Source organism: Candidatus Pelagibacter sp. FZCC0015, assembly GCF_007833635.1.
In the GTDB taxonomy this organism is placed as follows: Bacteria; Pseudomonadota; Alphaproteobacteria; order Pelagibacterales; family Pelagibacteraceae; genus Pelagibacter.
Window position 1 is genome coordinate 858,763 of sequence record NZ_CP031125.1, and the last position, 14,274, is coordinate 873,036.

Here is a 14,274-nt window from a genome sequence, read left to right on the forward strand (position 1 = left end):
TAAAAAATTTAAAAAAAGAGGCAAAAAATGACGAAAAATAACCTAAAAGTAGTTAAATCTACTAAAGATCAAGAAATGGACGTTAAAGAAAAGAACAAAGCGTTAGACGCTGCGATAGCTCAAATTACAGATAATTTTGGAAAAGGCTCTGTAATGAAGCTTGGTGAAAAGAGAGCGATGGATATCGAATCTGTTTCGACAGGTTCTTTAAGTCTTGATTTAGCTTTAGGTATAGGTGGATTACCAAAAGGAAGAATTATTGAAGTTTATGGACCAGAGTCATCAGGTAAAACAACATTAGCATTACAAGTTGTTGCTGAAGCTCAAAAATCTGGTGGAATTTGTGCATTCGTTGATGCAGAACACGCATTAGATCCAGTTTATGCAAAAAAATTAGGTGTAAATACTGAAGAACTTTTAATTTCACAGCCAGATACTGGTGAACAAGCATTAGAAATTGCTGATACACTAGTAAAATCAGGCTCTATTTCAGTAATCGTTATTGACTCTGTAGCAGCTTTAACACCAAAAGCTGAAATTGATGGCGAAATGGGAGATCATCATGTTGGTCTTCAATCAAGATTAATGAGTCAGGCTTTAAGAAAATTAACAAGCTCAATTTCAAATACAAATACAATGATGATTTTCATTAACCAAATCAGAATGAAAATCGGAGTTATGTTTGGAAGTCCAGAGACAACATCAGGTGGTAATGCACTTAAGTTTTACTCATCTGTAAGAATGGACATTAGAAGAATTGGTGCCATCAAAGATAAAGATGAAATTATTGGTAACTCTACAAGAGTTAAGGTAGTTAAGAATAAAGTAGCACCACCATTTAAAGTTGTTGAGTTTGACTTGATGTATGGAAGAGGAATTAGCAAGATGGGTGAATTAGTCGATCTTGGTTCTAAAGCAGATATAATTGAAAAATCAGGTGCATGGTATGCTTATAAAGGTGAGAAGATTGGTCAAGGCAGAGAGAATGCTAAGACTTATTTAGCTCAAAACCCTAAAGTTGCTGCAGAGATTGAAATGGCAATTAGAGAAAAAGCAGGTGTGATTTCTAAGAAAATAGAAGGAAATCCAATTGATCCTGAAAAATTGGAGAAAGAAAAGAAAGTAGCTGAAAAAGAAGAAGCTGAAAAAGCAGAAGCTACTCCTCCATCTAAAAAGAATTAATAGGTCATCTTTATTAATAAAAGGCGCTTAATTTAAGCGCCTTTTTTCCCTTCGATATCTAGACATAGAATAAAAAAGCTGTATTTTAAAAATATGGCAGACAAAACGCTCAATGAAATAAGAAATACTTTCTTAAAGTATTTTGAAAAGAACGATCACAAAATTGTGGAATCTAGTAATTTAGTTCCCAATAACGATCCTACATTGATGTTTGCCAATTCTGGAATGGTCCAGTTTAAGAATGTTTTCACAGGGTTAGAAAAAAGAGATTATGTAAGAGCAACCACATCGCAAAAATGTGTAAGGGCAGGTGGTAAGCATAACGATTTAGAGAATGTTGGTTACACACCAAGACACCATACTTTTTTTGAGATGTTAGGAAACTTTTCTTTTGGTGATTACTTCAAAGAACAAGCAATTCATTATGCTTGGAACTTAATTACAAAAGATTTTGGAATAGATAAAAACAAACTTTATGTGACTGTATTTCATGAAGACGATGAAGCCTTTAATTTTTGGAAGAAAATAGCGGGTTTTAGCGATGATAGAATTATAAGAATAGCAACCTCAGATAATTTTTGGTCAATGGGTGAGACAGGTCCTTGTGGTCCATGCTCGGAAATATTCTTTGATCATGGTGATCATTTACCAGGTGGATTGCCTGGTACTAAAGATGAAGATGGAGATAGATTTATAGAAATTTGGAACTTAGTCTTTATGCAATTTGAGCAAGTCACAAAAGATAAAAGAATAAATCTTCCAAAACCATCTGTTGATACAGGAATGGGACTTGAGCGAATAGCAGCTTTACTACAAGGTACTCATGATAATTATGAAACAGATCATTTTAAAAAAATAATTAATTCAGCCTCTGAAATTGTAAAAGTTAAATCAGATAAATCTAACCTATCTAGTTTTAGAGTAATTGCTGATCATTTAAGAGCTAGCTCATTTTTAATTGCTGAAGGTGTTTTACCTTCAAATGAAGGAAGAGGTTATGTTCTTAGAAGAATTATGAGAAGAGGGATGAGACATTCTCATTTACTTGGATCCAAGGAACCAGTTTTTTATAATTTGTTTGACACGCTTAAAAATGAAATGTCAGGAAACTATCCAGAATTAGTTAGAGCTGAGTCTTTAATTAAAGAAACTTTAAAAATGGAAGAAGAAAAATTTTTAGTTTTATTAGACAGAGGAATAAAAATTTTAAATGATGAAATATCCAAAATAGATAAAGTGTTGCCAGGTGAAGTAGCTTTTAAATTATATGATACTTATGGTTTCCCATTAGATCTTACCGAAGATATTTTAAGAAATAAATCAATGTCAATCGATACTGAAAAGTTTCAATCTTTAATGAAAGAAAGTAGAGAACTTGCTAAGAAAAATTGGAAAGGTTCTGGTGATGCAGCGGTTGAAGATATCTGGTTTGGAATAAAAGATAAATTAGAAGCAACTGAATTTTTAGGATACGAAACTAATCAAGCTGAAGGTGTCGTTTTATCTCTTTTAAAAGACAACAAAGAAGTAGATCAGTTAAAAGAAAATGATGAAGGAATGATTATAGTGAATCAAACTCCTTTCTATGGTGAGTCTGGAGGTCAGGTCGGTGATACTGGTGAAATAGTATCAAATGATTTTAAATTTGAAGTAACCGATGTCCAAAAAAAACTAGGAGATTTATTTGTCCATTATGGAAAGGTTAAAAGTGGATCTATTAAACTTCAGGAAAGTGTAGAGTTAAAAATTAATGTAGAAAGAAGGGATAATACTCGTGCTTATCACTCAGCAACCCATTTACTACATGAATCTTTACGAAGAGTTCTTGGTACGCATGTTACTCAAAAGGGATCTTTAGTAGAGCCAAGTAGGTTAAGGTTTGATTTTAGTCACATGAAGCCTATTTTGAACGAGGAAATTGATAAAATAGAACAGTTTGTAAACACAATGGTTTCAAAAAAATCTGAAGTAAAAACTAGACTAATGACACCTGACGAGGCAGTTGAAAATGGTGCTTTAGCATTGTTTGGTGAAAAATATGGAGATGAAGTACGGGTTCTTTCGATGGGAGATGAGGACGGTAAGTATTTTTCTACTGAATTATGCGGTGGAACACACGTCAAAAACACTGGAGATATTGGTAAATTTAAGATTGTTAGTCAGTCATCAATTGCTGCAGGTGTTAGAAGGATTGAGGCTTTGAGAGACAAACAATTAGAGGAATATTTAAAAAATAAAGAGAAATTATCAAACCTATCTGCAGAAAAAGATGAGGAAACAATTAAAGATTTAAGTCAGCAAATTATAAAACTTGGAGGAAAACCAAGTTTAGAAGAAGCTGATCAAAAAACTTTAATTAAAAATTTAACTAAACAATTAGAGACTATCTCAGTAAATGCAATTTTAGAGGACAAATCAAAAAATATTATTAAAGACGAAGAAATTAATGGAGTTAAGTTAAGACTTCAAAAAATAGATGGATTACCTCCAAAAGAATTAAGAAAACTTGTAGATAAAGGTAAAAAAGATTTAGGTGAAGGTATTGTGGTTGTGTTTGCAAATAAAGATGACAAAGTTGGATTAGCTGTTGGAGTAACTGATAATTTAATTAACAAGTTTGATGCAGTTCAGTTTGTTAAAGTTGGATCTGAAATAATTGGTGGAAAAGGTGGTGGAGGCAGAAAAGACTTTGCTCAAGCTGGTGGTCAAGATCAATCAAAAATTGAAGAAGCTTTTAAAAAGCTTAAAAGTTTAGTTTAATTTCTTTTTTAAATTACCATCAATTTCATCTAAAAATTGATTTGTGGTTAAGAATTTACTATTTGGACCAACAAGAATTGCTAAATCTTTTGTCATTGATCCGCTTTCCACACATTCAATACAAACTTTTTCTAAAGTTTGTGCAAATTTGATCAGTTCTTCATTGCCATCTAATTTACCTCTATGAGCTAATCCTCTAGTCCAAGCAAAAATTGATGCGATAGGGTTGGTTGAGGTTTCTTTTCCTTGTTGATGCATTCTATAATGTCTAGTTACTGTTCCGTGTGCGGCTTCCGCTTCCATTACTTTTCCATCTGGAGTTAATAATGTACTTGTCATTAATCCTAAAGATCCATAACCTTGTGCCATAGTATCTGATTGCACATCTCCATCATAATTTTTACAAGCCCAAATATATTTACCACTCCACTTCATAGCACATGCAACCATGTCATCAATTAATCTGTGTTCGTAAGTTAAATTATTTTTTTCAAATTCATTCTTATATTCTTTGTCAAAAATTTCTTGGAAAATATCTTTAAATCTTCCATCGTATTGTTTTAGAATTGTATTTTTTGTAGACATATAAACAGGCCATTTTTTAATTAACCCATAACTGAAACAAGATCTTGCAAAGTCTTCAATAGACTTATCTAAATTGTACATTGATAAAGCCACACCAGGACCTGTAAAATTAAATACTTCATATTTAATTTCATCTTTTCCATCTTCAGATGTCCACTTCACTTCCATTTTTCCTTTTCCAGGAACTTTAAAATCTGTTGCTCTGTATTGATCACCAAAAGCATGTCTTCCAATAATCACTGGATCAGTCCAAGAGGGAACAAGTTTTGGAATATTTTTACAAATAATTGGTTCTCTGAAAACTGTTCCTCCAATTATATTTCTTATGGTTCCGTTAGGGGATCTCCACATTTTTTTTAAATCAAACTCTTCTACTCTTGCTTCATCAGGGGTAATTGTTGCACACTTTATGCCAACACCAATTTTTTTAATTGCATTTGCAGAGTCGATGGTAATCTGATCATCAGTATTATCTCTGCTTTTCATGCCTAAATCGTAATATTCAATACCAAGATCTAAATATGGAAGGATTAATTTATTTTTGATGAACTCCCATATAATACGAGTCATTTCATCGCCATCCAGCTCGACAACTGGGTTTTTTACCTTGATTTTGCTCATTAAATAAAAATTATCTTATTAATTGAATTTGATCGTTTTATATACATATTAATCGAAAATTAGCAAATAGAAGAATATGTTTAGTAAGATATTTCCAAAGATTCACACAGAAGGATACAAGTTTATAGTCATAGCTGTATTCATAACTATCATTTTTCTAATTATTAATAATTTTTTAGGATTAATAGGAATTTTACTAAGTGTCTGGGTTTATTATTTTTTTAGAGATCCAGAGAGAACAATTATAGGAGATGATAATTACCTAGTAAGTCCTGCTGATGGAGAAGTGATTAAAGTTGAAGAGGTAGATGGTCCAAAAGAACTTGGACTAGAAAATAAAAAATTTAAAAAAATAAGTATTTTCATGAACGTCTTTGATTGTCATGTAAACAGAACACCGTGCTCAGGTATTGTTGAGGATATTTTATACAAACCAGGAAAATTTTTAAATGCATCTTTAGATAAAGCAAGCGAAGACAATGAGAGAAATTATTATAAAATTAAAGATAAGCATGGAAACGATATTGTAGTCGTTCAAATTGCAGGATTAGTTGCAAGAAGAATAGTTTGCGAAACAAATAAAAATCAGGAATTAAATCAAGGTGATAGAATTGGGATGATTAGATTTGGCAGTAGAGCAGATGTTTATTATGAAAATTATGAACCACTAGTTAAAGTTGGTCAAACAGCAATTTCAGGAGAAACACTGCTGGCTAAAAATTAATTTATGGAACAGCCAAAAAACAATTTAAAAATTGTTACAGATAAAAAAACCAACGCAAGAGTGATTTTACCTAACATGCTAACTCTTATTGGAGTTTGTATAGGTTTGTCATCAATAAGATTTGCATTAGATGGAAAATTTGAATTTGCGATTATAGCAATTATGTTTGCTGCTCTTATAGATGGATTAGATGGAAGAATAGCAAGATTAATTAAAGGGACATCAAAAGTTGGTAAGGAATTAGACTCCCTTACAGATATGATAAGTTTTGGAGTAGCCCCAGCATTTATTATGTATTTTTGGAAACTAAATACATTAGGAAGATTTGGATGGTTGTTATGTTTAATATATGTAATTTGTGTTGCATTACGTTTAGCTCGTTTCAATGTAAATACAGGTCAAGCACCTTCTTGGAGAGATAATTTTTTTGAAGGAGTTCCATCCCCAGCAGGAGGCATTTTAGTTTTAACTCCATTGATATTTAGTCTTACAAGCTTTGATTTTATAAAGATAAATTATGATGTTGTTGTTCCAATTTTTTTTATTGTAACATCTTTATTACTGATCAGTAAATTTCCAAGTTATTCATTCAAAAAAATTGTAATTCAAAGAAAAGCAACCATTTTTCTTTTATTTGGAATAGTTTTATTTTTTGGATTACTTTTAATATATCCATTTAACGTTATATCTATTAGTGCAATCATATACTTATGTATGCTTCCAATCAGTTTTGTTCATTATCAAAAATTAAAAAAACAAAACGAAGATCAGAATTATAAAGATGAAGATGACGATCTCGAAGATATTTTGTGATGAAAAAAAATGTCATTGTATCATTAGCTGATTCAAATTATTTCCCTTTATTAAATGAGCTAATAGACTCTATTAAAAGATTTAAAGAGAGCTCTGAAGTTGCAATATGTATTTTGAATGCTGGTTTATCAGAGGATCAAAAAACAGAATTATCATCAAAAGTAGATGAAATAAAATCAGCAGAGTGGGATATAAAAGTTCCTGATAGTAAAATTAAAGGGCGTGAATGGTTAAAGAGCCAAGTATCTAGGGCTTTTTTACCCAAATATTTTCCAAGCTATGAAAAATATTTATGGATTGATTGTGATGCTTGGGTCAATGATTGGCAATCAGTTGATCTTTATTTTAAAGCGTGTGAGAATGGCAAATTAGGAATTACACAAACTATTGGACCAGGTTACAAGATTACTTCTAGGGTAAATTGGGTTTTTGGAAAACTAGCAATTATTAAATCTCAAAATTTTAAACATGCAATAAAATCTAATATTAATTTAGAAAAAGCTAGAAAGTTAGCCTTTGCTCCTCATATCAACATTGGTGTTTTTTCTTTAGAAAAAAATTCAACCTGCTGGAATTCGTGGCAGGAAAACTTAAAGCAAACACTTATGGGTGGAGAAATATTTGGCTCTGAACAATTAGCAATGAATATGTCTGTGTATGTTGATAATGTTGAAACTGAATTCCTTCCATTAAACTGTAATTGGATCACTAGCAATCTTTTGCCAAAGTTTGATGAGGATAAAGATACATGGGTAGAGCCTTATTTACCTAATTATAAAATTGGAATTATGCATTTGGCTGCTGGTATCTGGAAAGATAATGAAGATATGAGACTTAACAAGAGTATTAAGATTGATATTCAAACTCTTACAGGTAAAATTTTAAATAAAAGTTTAAGATTTAATAATTAATTGAAAAAAAATAAAATATCCAAGAACTGGGTTAATAAGCAGCGTAGAGATATCTATGTAAGACAATCTAAAGTAGATGGGTATCGCGCTAGATCAGCTTACAAATTAATTGAAATTGATGAAAAATTTAAAATTTTTAAAGGTGGATTGTCAGTAATTGATATTGGTGCAGCCCCAGGAAGCTGGTCACAATATGCTCTTAAAGCAGCTAAAAGTGGAAAATTAATATCGATAGATTTAAAAAAAATGGAGCCCATAGGTAATAGTGTTCAAATCCAAGGAGATTTTATTGAAGAAAAAACTCAAGAAGAAATTAAAAAAAATATAAACGGCAAAGTTGATGTAGTAATGTCTGATATGGCCGTAGATACAACTGGTATTAAAAATATAGATTCAATACAAACTGGAGAACTGTGTAAAGAAGCAATGTTTTTTGCTAAAGATTTAATGAAAGAAAATGGATATTTTATTTCAAAAATTTTTATGGGAGGAACATTTAACGAAATCGTCGCAGAAGGAAAAAAATATTTTAAAGAAGTTAAGGTTTTTAAACCAAAATCTAGCAGAAAAGATTCAAAAGAAAGTTTTATAATTTGTAAAAAAATCCGATAGAGACTTTTAATTTAAAAGGAATCGTATATAAAAGATTATGGTTCCCATAAAAGAAGCACTTACCTTTGATGATGTTACATTAGCTCCAAAGTATTCAGAAATATTACCTTCTGATGCAGACACTGGTGTATCTTTAACAAAGCATTTGAAACTTAAAATTCCACTTTTATCATCTGCAATGGATACTGTCACAGAGAGCAGAATGGCAATAGCTATAGCTAAAGCTGGAGGTATTGGAGTAATTCACAGAAACCTTGATATAAAAAAACAATTATCAGAGATAAAAAAAGTAAAAAAACAAAAATTAATTGTTGGAGCAGCTGTAGGTGCAGCATCAAATGAATTTATCAGAGCTAAAGAAATAATTAAAGAAGGTGTAGATTTAATCGTAGTAGACACAGCACATGGCCATACAAAGAAAGTTGCCGAAATAATTAAATATATAAAAAAAATAAAAACTAACAAAATTGCTTTGTGTGCAGGAAATATTGCAACACCAGAAGCTGCAAAATTCCTAATAAAGTTAGGAGTAGATATAATTAAAATTGGTATAGGGCCAGGTTCTATTTGTACAACAAGACTGGTTGCTGGAATAGGAGTTCCTCAATTAAGCGCAATTTTAGATGTAAGAAGTGGTTTAAAAAATAAAAATGTTAAAATAATTTCAGATGGTGGAATAAAATATTCTGGTGATTTAGCAAAAGCTTTTGCTGCAGGAGCTGATGCTGTAATGATCGGTTCGCTATTTGCAGGTACAAATGAAACTCCAGGAAAATTAATTAAAAAAAATGGACAGCTTTTTAAAAGTTTTAGAGGAATGGGTTCTGTAGGAGCTATGAATAAAGGTTCAGCTGATAGATATTTTCAAAAAAAACAAAAAGACTCCTCAAAATATGTACCTGAAGGTGTTGAAGGTTTTGTAAAATATAAAGGAGATGTTGGAAGTATTATTTATAAATTAATTGGTGGATTGAAATCTTCTATGGGCTATCTTGGATCAAAAACAATCATTAAATTAAGAAATAAACCACAATTTGTGAAAATTACAAAAGCTGGATTTTATGAAAGTATGGTTCATAATGTAGATGTGGTAAAAAACGATAGTAAATATTAATGAGCAAATTTTTAAAATTAATAGGATTAATACTTTTAATAGCTTCTTTTAACAGTACGACTTTTAGTAAAGAAAATTTTTTTAATGAAGCTTTAAAGTTGTTTAAAAAAGAAAAATATGAAGATGCACGTTTTTTATTTGAAAGAAATATAGTTTTTAATCCAAAAGACGCAAACTCATATTTATATTTAGCAAAAATTTATAATAAAGAAGAAGATCAAAGAAAAGAAGAATACAATTTAGAAACAGCACTTTTAATTGATCCTGATAATGAGGAAGCTTTATTAATGTTAATGAAAATTGCTTTAGAAAAATCTAATTATGAAAAAGTTAAAGATCTTTCAGATAAGTTTGTAAAAGTTTGTAAAAATTTATGTGATGAAAACAAGGATATTCAAGAGTCATTAAAAAATATAGAACCTGAAAATAATGAGTCTTGATCAAAATCTTAACAAAATCTTAATAATAGATTTTGGTTCTCAATTTACTCAATTAATTGCAAGAAGAGTAAGAGAATTAGGTGTTTTTTCTGAAATAGTTAGTCACAAAAAAATAAAACTAAAAGACATAAATCACAGTATTAAAGGAATAGTATTATCTGGCGGTCCATTAAATGTTTATCAAATAAATAAATATTCATTTGATAAAAAAATTTTACAACTTGATGTACCAGTTCTTGGAATATGTTTTGGGCATCAAATTTTATCAAAACTCAACGGTGGAAGGGTTAAACAATCAAAACATAGAGAATTTGGTCTAGCTAATGTTTACAAAAAAAATACCAGTCTTTTAACAACTAATTTTTTTGGAAACAAAAAATCCAAACAAGTTTGGATGAGTCATGCCGATCAAGTTTCAAAACTTCCTAAGAGTTTTAAAGTTGTAGCATCAAGCACTAATTCAAAATTTGCAATTGTTGAAAATAAAATAAAAAAATATTATGGGGTACAATTCCACCCAGAGGTAACTCATACAGAGAATGGAAAAAAATTAATAAGTAATTTCATTTTTTTAATTTGTAAAATTAAAAGAAATTGGTCTTCTAGGGATCAAAAAAATCAGCTTATTAAAGATGTTAGAAAACAAGTTGGAAATAATAAAGTTATTTGTGCTTTATCAGGAGGTGTGGATAGTAGTGTAGTTGCTCAATTACTGAATAAAGCTATTGGTAAAAAACTTTATTGTATTTTTGTAAATACAGGTCTTTTAAGAAAAAATGAAGAAGTACAGGTAGTTCAAACTTTTAAGAAGCGTTTAAAAATGAATTTAATTTATGTAAATGCTGAAAAGGAATTCTTAAAAAAATTAAAAAATGTTTCTGATCCAGAAAAAAAGAGAAAAATAATTGGTAATTTATTTATCAAAATATTTGAGCGATACGCTAAGAAAATTAAAAATGTTAAATTTTTAGCTCAAGGAACTCTCTATCCAGACTTAATTGAAAGTAAATCAGTTACTGGCAGTCAAACTTCTAAAATTAAATCACATCATAATGTTGGTGGCTTACCAAAAAAAATGAATTTAAAATTAGTAGAACCACTAAAATTCTTATTTAAGGATGAGGTAAGAAAATTAGGTTTAGAGTTAAATTTAAGTAAAGAAATTATTTCAAGACATCCTTTTCCTGGACCAGGCTTAGCAATTCGAATGCCAGGTATTATTACTAATGAAAAAATTAAAATTTTAAAAGAAGCTGATTATTATTTTATTCAAGCTTTAAAAGATCACGGTCTTTATCATAAGATTTGGCAAGCATATGCAGCATTGCTGCCAGTTAAAACTGTAGGTGTTATGGGAGACAATCGAACTTATGAATATTTATGTTTATTAAGAGCAATTACATCTGAAGACGGAATGACAGCTGACTATTATGAATTTAAAAAGTCTTTTATGCAAATTATTTCAAACAAAATAGTTAACAGTATAAGAGGTATAAATAGGGTAGTGTATGACGTTACTTCAAAACCACCAAGCACTATTGAATTAGAGTAGTTTTTAATTATAAATTAAGATTATGAAATATTTACATACAATGATTAGAGTTAAAGACGTGGATGAGTCTCTAAGATTTTTCTGCGATGGGCTTGGTTTAAAAGAAACAAGAAGAATGGAAAATGAAAAAGGAAGATATACTTTAATTTTTCTTGCAGCCCCTAATGATGAAAAAGCAGAAATAGAATTAACATATAATTGGGATGGTGATGAACTTGGAGAAGGTTCAAGAAATTTCGGTCATCTTGCCTATAGAGTAGATAATATTTATGAAACTTGCCAAAGATTAATGGATATGGGCTACACGATTAATAGACCACCAAGAGATGGTCATATGGCTTTTGTTAGATCGCCAGACAAAATTTCAATTGAGATTCTTCAAGAAGGAAATTTAGAACCTAAAGAACCTTGGGCTTCAATGGAAAATACTGGCTCTTGGTAAGTCGATGAAAAAAAAAATTTCAGATTTAATTAAAAAAAAAAATAAACAAAAAATTGTAAGTTTAACTGCTTACTCAAAAAACGTAGCATCAATTTTAGATAATCATTGCGATATTATACTTGTTGGAGATTCTCTTGGTTCGGTTTTATACAATTATAAATCTACAAGAGAAGTAACTTTGAGTACTATGATTGAACATTCTAAAAGTGTCAGAATGGGTATAAAAAAAAGTTTAATGATTGTTGATATGCCACATAACACCTATCGAACTCCTAAAGAAGCAGTAAAAAATGCAAAGCAAATAATGAAAAAAACAAAATGTGACGGTGTAAAATTAGAAGGTGGAAAAAAAATTTACGAAACAATCAAATCTTTAGTTAAAAACAAAATTCCAGTTATGGGTCATTTAGGTCTGCTTCCCCAGTCAGATAAAACTTTCAAGTTTAAAGGAAAAAAAAAGTTAGAGAGAAACAACATTATAAGAGACTCGCAATTATTAGAAAAAGCTGGAGTGTTTTCAATTGTTTTGGAATGTGTTGAAACTTCTTTAGCAAAGCTTGTCACTCAAAATTTAAAGATACCAACTATTGGTATTGGAGCTTCCAAATATTGTGATGGTCAAATATTAGTTTTTGATGATTTAATTGGTCTTAATCCAATGAATTATAAGTTTGTAAAAAAATATGCAAATATTAGAAATGATATTTCTAAAGCTGTTTCAAATTATTCAAAAGAAGTTAGAAAAATTAAATTTCCTAATAAAAAAAATTCTTTTTAATTAAAAGTATTTTTTAAATTCTTCATTAATTTTTAGTATTTCAAGATCAACTAATCCGCCAATTACTAATTGTAGACCTACGATTAAGATAAATATTAAACCAACATAAGCTATCCAAATATGCTTTTGTATATAATTAGCCATATATGTTGCTAATGCACCAGTAAGAACTACTGACAAAACAAGTCCAAATATCATAAATCCAAAATAACCTTTCGCTGCAGCTACAACACCAATAACGTTATCGAAACTAATCATGATATCTGCAAACAAAACTTTTCCAATACTACTTATGTAAGAAGGTTCTTTGCTTTTTTTTGTTGTAGGTTTTACTTTTTTAATGTCTAATAAATCTTTCCTTAAATCATTAACGATCCAAATTAATAATAAACCACCTAAAATCTTTATAAAATAAAATTCAAACAAAAAAGTCGCAAAAATTGCAAAAAAGATTTTAAAAACGAATGCTCCAATTATACCCCAAAGAATTATTTGTTTTCTATTTTTTGGAACAAAATTTGAAGCTATAGATCCGACTATAACAGCGTTATCTGCTGTTAATATAATTGTGATAAAAATTATATTGGTTAAAATTATGAGCTCTTCAATCAAGATAACATTATAATAGTATAATCTGACAATTTTTCAATGAGACCATAATGATAATTTTATTGATTTAATCTCTAAGAGATAATTAAATATTAATTTTAAAAAGGAGGATAGATGAAATTATTCAAATTATTTATATCTATAATTACTTCAGTATTGTTATTTGCAAACGTTTCTTTAGCTGAAAAATGGGATATGGCACTGGCTTATGGTGCTGGAAACTTTCATTCTGCTAATGCAACAGAATTTGCAAAGAATGTAACTGAAAAAAGTGGTGGAAAACTTACAATTGTTACTCACCCAGGTGGTTCATTATTTAAAGGTGGTGAAATTTTCAGAGCTGTAAGAACAGGTCAAGCACCTATCGGTGAAAGATTTATGTCTGCTCTTGGAAAAGAAGATCCTTTATATGAAATTGACTCATTACCTTTCTTAGCAACTACTTATGATGATGCTATGAAATTATATGAAGCTTCAAAGCCATATATTGTTAAGAGTCTTGACGAAAAAGGATTGGTATTTCTTTATGCAGTACCATGGCCTGCTCAAGGACTTTACAGTAAAAAGCAAATTAAAAAAGTTGGTGATCTAAATGGATTAAAATTTAGAGCATACAACTCTGCAACAATTAGGATTGCAGAGTTAACAGGAATGGCGCCAACTAAAATTGAAGCAGCTGAAATTAGCCAAGCATTTTCTACAGGTGCCGTTGAAAGTATGATTACTTCTCCTACAACTGGAAAAAATAGCAAGATTTGGGAAAATGGTGTTAAATATTTTTATGATATAGCAGCATGGTTTCCAAAAAATATGATCATAGCTAATAAAGCCGCTTGGAATAAACTTGATAAAGCAACTCAAGATCTTGTCATGAACCAAGCAGCAATTGCTGAAGAAAAGGGTTGGGAATTATCTAAACAAGGTAATACTGGAGACAAGAAAGCTTTAGCAGATGCTGGAATGGAAGTAGGCGAAGTTAATTCAGCTTTGAAAAAACATTTTGAAAAAGTTGGAGCAACAATGTCTGAAGAATGGAAAGCAAAAGCTGGAGACAGAGGTGCTGCAGTTTTATCTGCTTACAAATAAATAATCTTAAAAAAAAGGCCAACTTGTAGTAAGTTGGCCTTTTTA

14 protein-coding genes are annotated in these 14,274 nt (G+C 30.1%); 12 read left to right on the forward strand and 2 right to left on the reverse strand.

The genetic code is table 11. The features are described 5' to 3' along the window. The first annotated feature begins 27 nt into the window (after window positions 1–27). Both recA and alaS read left to right on the forward strand, forming a co-directional pair. On the forward strand, window positions 28–1,182 hold the full coding sequence (gene recA / locus DT059_RS04500; protein ID WP_023854927.1) for a recombinase RecA: 1,155 nt from the start codon (window positions 28–30) through the stop codon (window positions 1,180–1,182). 93 nt (window positions 1,183–1,275) lie between these two features. Further along, window positions 1,276–3,942 carry an alanine--tRNA ligase gene (gene alaS / locus DT059_RS04505; protein ID WP_145597122.1) on the forward strand — a complete coding sequence of 889 codons (2,667 nt, stop codon included), beginning with the start codon at window positions 1,276–1,278 and terminating at the stop codon, window positions 3,940–3,942. Here the strand turns inward: alaS and DT059_RS04510 are convergent. Continuing rightward, entirely contained in the window at window positions 3,934–5,148 is a 1,215-nt protein-coding gene (locus DT059_RS04510) for an NADP-dependent isocitrate dehydrogenase (RefSeq protein ID WP_145597123.1), read from the reverse strand. The two genes, alaS and DT059_RS04510, sit on opposite strands and share 9 nt — an antisense overlap. 76 nt (window positions 5,149–5,224) lie before the next feature. On the opposite strand from DT059_RS04510, the gene DT059_RS04515 reads away from it, so the two are divergent. Genes DT059_RS04515 through panB form a run of 9 tightly spaced genes read left to right on the forward strand, consistent with a single transcriptional unit; the run spans window position 5,225 to window position 12,534 of the window. Then, complete coding sequence (locus DT059_RS04515; protein ID WP_145597125.1) at window positions 5,225–5,872, forward strand: phosphatidylserine decarboxylase; 648 nt, start codon at window positions 5,225–5,227, stop codon at window positions 5,870–5,872. 3 nt (window positions 5,873–5,875) lie between these two features. Beyond that, complete coding sequence (pssA, locus tag DT059_RS04520) at window positions 5,876–6,685, forward strand: CDP-diacylglycerol--serine O-phosphatidyltransferase (protein WP_145597126.1); 810 nt, start codon at window positions 5,876–5,878, stop codon at window positions 6,683–6,685. Next, window positions 6,685–7,596: a glycosyltransferase gene (locus tag DT059_RS04525; protein WP_145597128.1), complete on the forward strand. Its 912-nt coding sequence runs from the start codon at window positions 6,685–6,687 to the stop codon at window positions 7,594–7,596. Before pssA ends, DT059_RS04525 begins: the two co-directional genes overlap by 1 nt. Continuing rightward, window positions 7,597–8,208 (forward strand): RlmE family RNA methyltransferase, encoded by a 612-nt coding sequence (locus tag DT059_RS04530; protein ID WP_145597129.1) that lies wholly within the window; start codon window positions 7,597–7,599, stop codon window positions 8,206–8,208. A 37-nt stretch (window positions 8,209–8,245) separates the two neighbouring features. Continuing rightward, a complete protein-coding gene (gene guaB, locus DT059_RS04535) occupies window positions 8,246–9,322 on the forward strand; it encodes an IMP dehydrogenase (protein WP_145597130.1) in 1,077 nt (358 codons plus the stop codon). After that, window positions 9,322–9,762, forward strand: coding sequence for a tetratricopeptide repeat protein (locus tag DT059_RS04540; RefSeq protein ID WP_145597132.1), 441 nt, complete (start codon window positions 9,322–9,324; stop codon window positions 9,760–9,762). The genes guaB and DT059_RS04540 overlap by 1 nt, the downstream gene beginning before the upstream one ends. Further along, window positions 9,752–11,314: a glutamine-hydrolyzing GMP synthase gene (gene guaA, locus DT059_RS04545; RefSeq protein ID WP_145597134.1), complete on the forward strand. Its 1,563-nt coding sequence runs from the start codon at window positions 9,752–9,754 to the stop codon at window positions 11,312–11,314. The genes DT059_RS04540 and guaA overlap by 11 nt, the downstream gene beginning before the upstream one ends. A gap of 22 nt (window positions 11,315–11,336) precedes the next feature. After that, complete coding sequence (locus DT059_RS04550) at window positions 11,337–11,756, forward strand: VOC family protein (RefSeq protein WP_145597135.1); 420 nt, start codon at window positions 11,337–11,339, stop codon at window positions 11,754–11,756. A 4-nt stretch (window positions 11,757–11,760) separates the two neighbouring features. Continuing rightward, window positions 11,761–12,534: a 3-methyl-2-oxobutanoate hydroxymethyltransferase gene (gene panB / locus DT059_RS04555; RefSeq protein ID WP_145597137.1), complete on the forward strand. Its 774-nt coding sequence runs from the start codon at window positions 11,761–11,763 to the stop codon at window positions 12,532–12,534. Here the strand turns inward: panB and DT059_RS04560 are convergent, their stop codons facing one another. Then, window positions 12,535–13,146 carry a TerC family protein gene (locus DT059_RS04560; protein ID WP_145597139.1) on the reverse strand — a complete coding sequence of 204 codons (612 nt, stop codon included), beginning with the start codon at window positions 13,144–13,146 and terminating at the stop codon, window positions 12,535–12,537. It abuts the gene before it with no gap. Between the two features lie 111 nt (window positions 13,147–13,257). On the opposite strand from DT059_RS04560, the gene DT059_RS04565 reads away from it, so the two are divergent. Continuing rightward, window positions 13,258–14,229, forward strand: a complete 972-nt coding sequence (locus tag DT059_RS04565) for a TRAP transporter substrate-binding protein (RefSeq protein WP_145597144.1) — start codon at window positions 13,258–13,260, stop codon at window positions 14,227–14,229. Window positions 14,230–14,274: the final 45 nt, after the last annotated feature.

Coding starts and splice junctions, on each gene's coding strand:
- DT059_RS04550 (WP_145597135.1), top strand. CDS start 11,337: ATGAAATATTTACATACAATGATTAGAGTTAAAGACGTGGATGAGTCT.
- panB (WP_145597137.1), top strand. CDS start 11,761: ATGAAAAAAAAAATTTCAGATTTAATTAAAAAAAAAAATAAACAAAAA.
- pssA (WP_145597126.1), top strand. CDS start 5,876: ATGGAACAGCCAAAAAACAATTTAAAAATTGTTACAGATAAAAAAACC.
- DT059_RS04540 (WP_145597132.1), top strand. CDS start 9,322: ATGAGCAAATTTTTAAAATTAATAGGATTAATACTTTTAATAGCTTCT.
- guaB (WP_145597130.1), top strand. CDS start 8,246: ATGGTTCCCATAAAAGAAGCACTTACCTTTGATGATGTTACATTAGCT.
- DT059_RS04510 (WP_145597123.1), bottom strand. CDS start 5,148: ATGAGCAAAATCAAGGTAAAAAACCCAGTTGTCGAGCTGGATGGCGAT.
- DT059_RS04525 (WP_145597128.1), top strand. CDS start 6,685: ATGAAAAAAAATGTCATTGTATCATTAGCTGATTCAAATTATTTCCCT.
- recA (WP_023854927.1), top strand. CDS start 28: ATGACGAAAAATAACCTAAAAGTAGTTAAATCTACTAAAGATCAAGAA.
- alaS (WP_145597122.1), top strand. CDS start 1,276: ATGGCAGACAAAACGCTCAATGAAATAAGAAATACTTTCTTAAAGTAT.
- DT059_RS04565 (WP_145597144.1), top strand. CDS start 13,258: ATGAAATTATTCAAATTATTTATATCTATAATTACTTCAGTATTGTTA.
- guaA (WP_145597134.1), top strand. CDS start 9,752: ATGAGTCTTGATCAAAATCTTAACAAAATCTTAATAATAGATTTTGGT.
- DT059_RS04515 (WP_145597125.1), top strand. CDS start 5,225: ATGTTTAGTAAGATATTTCCAAAGATTCACACAGAAGGATACAAGTTT.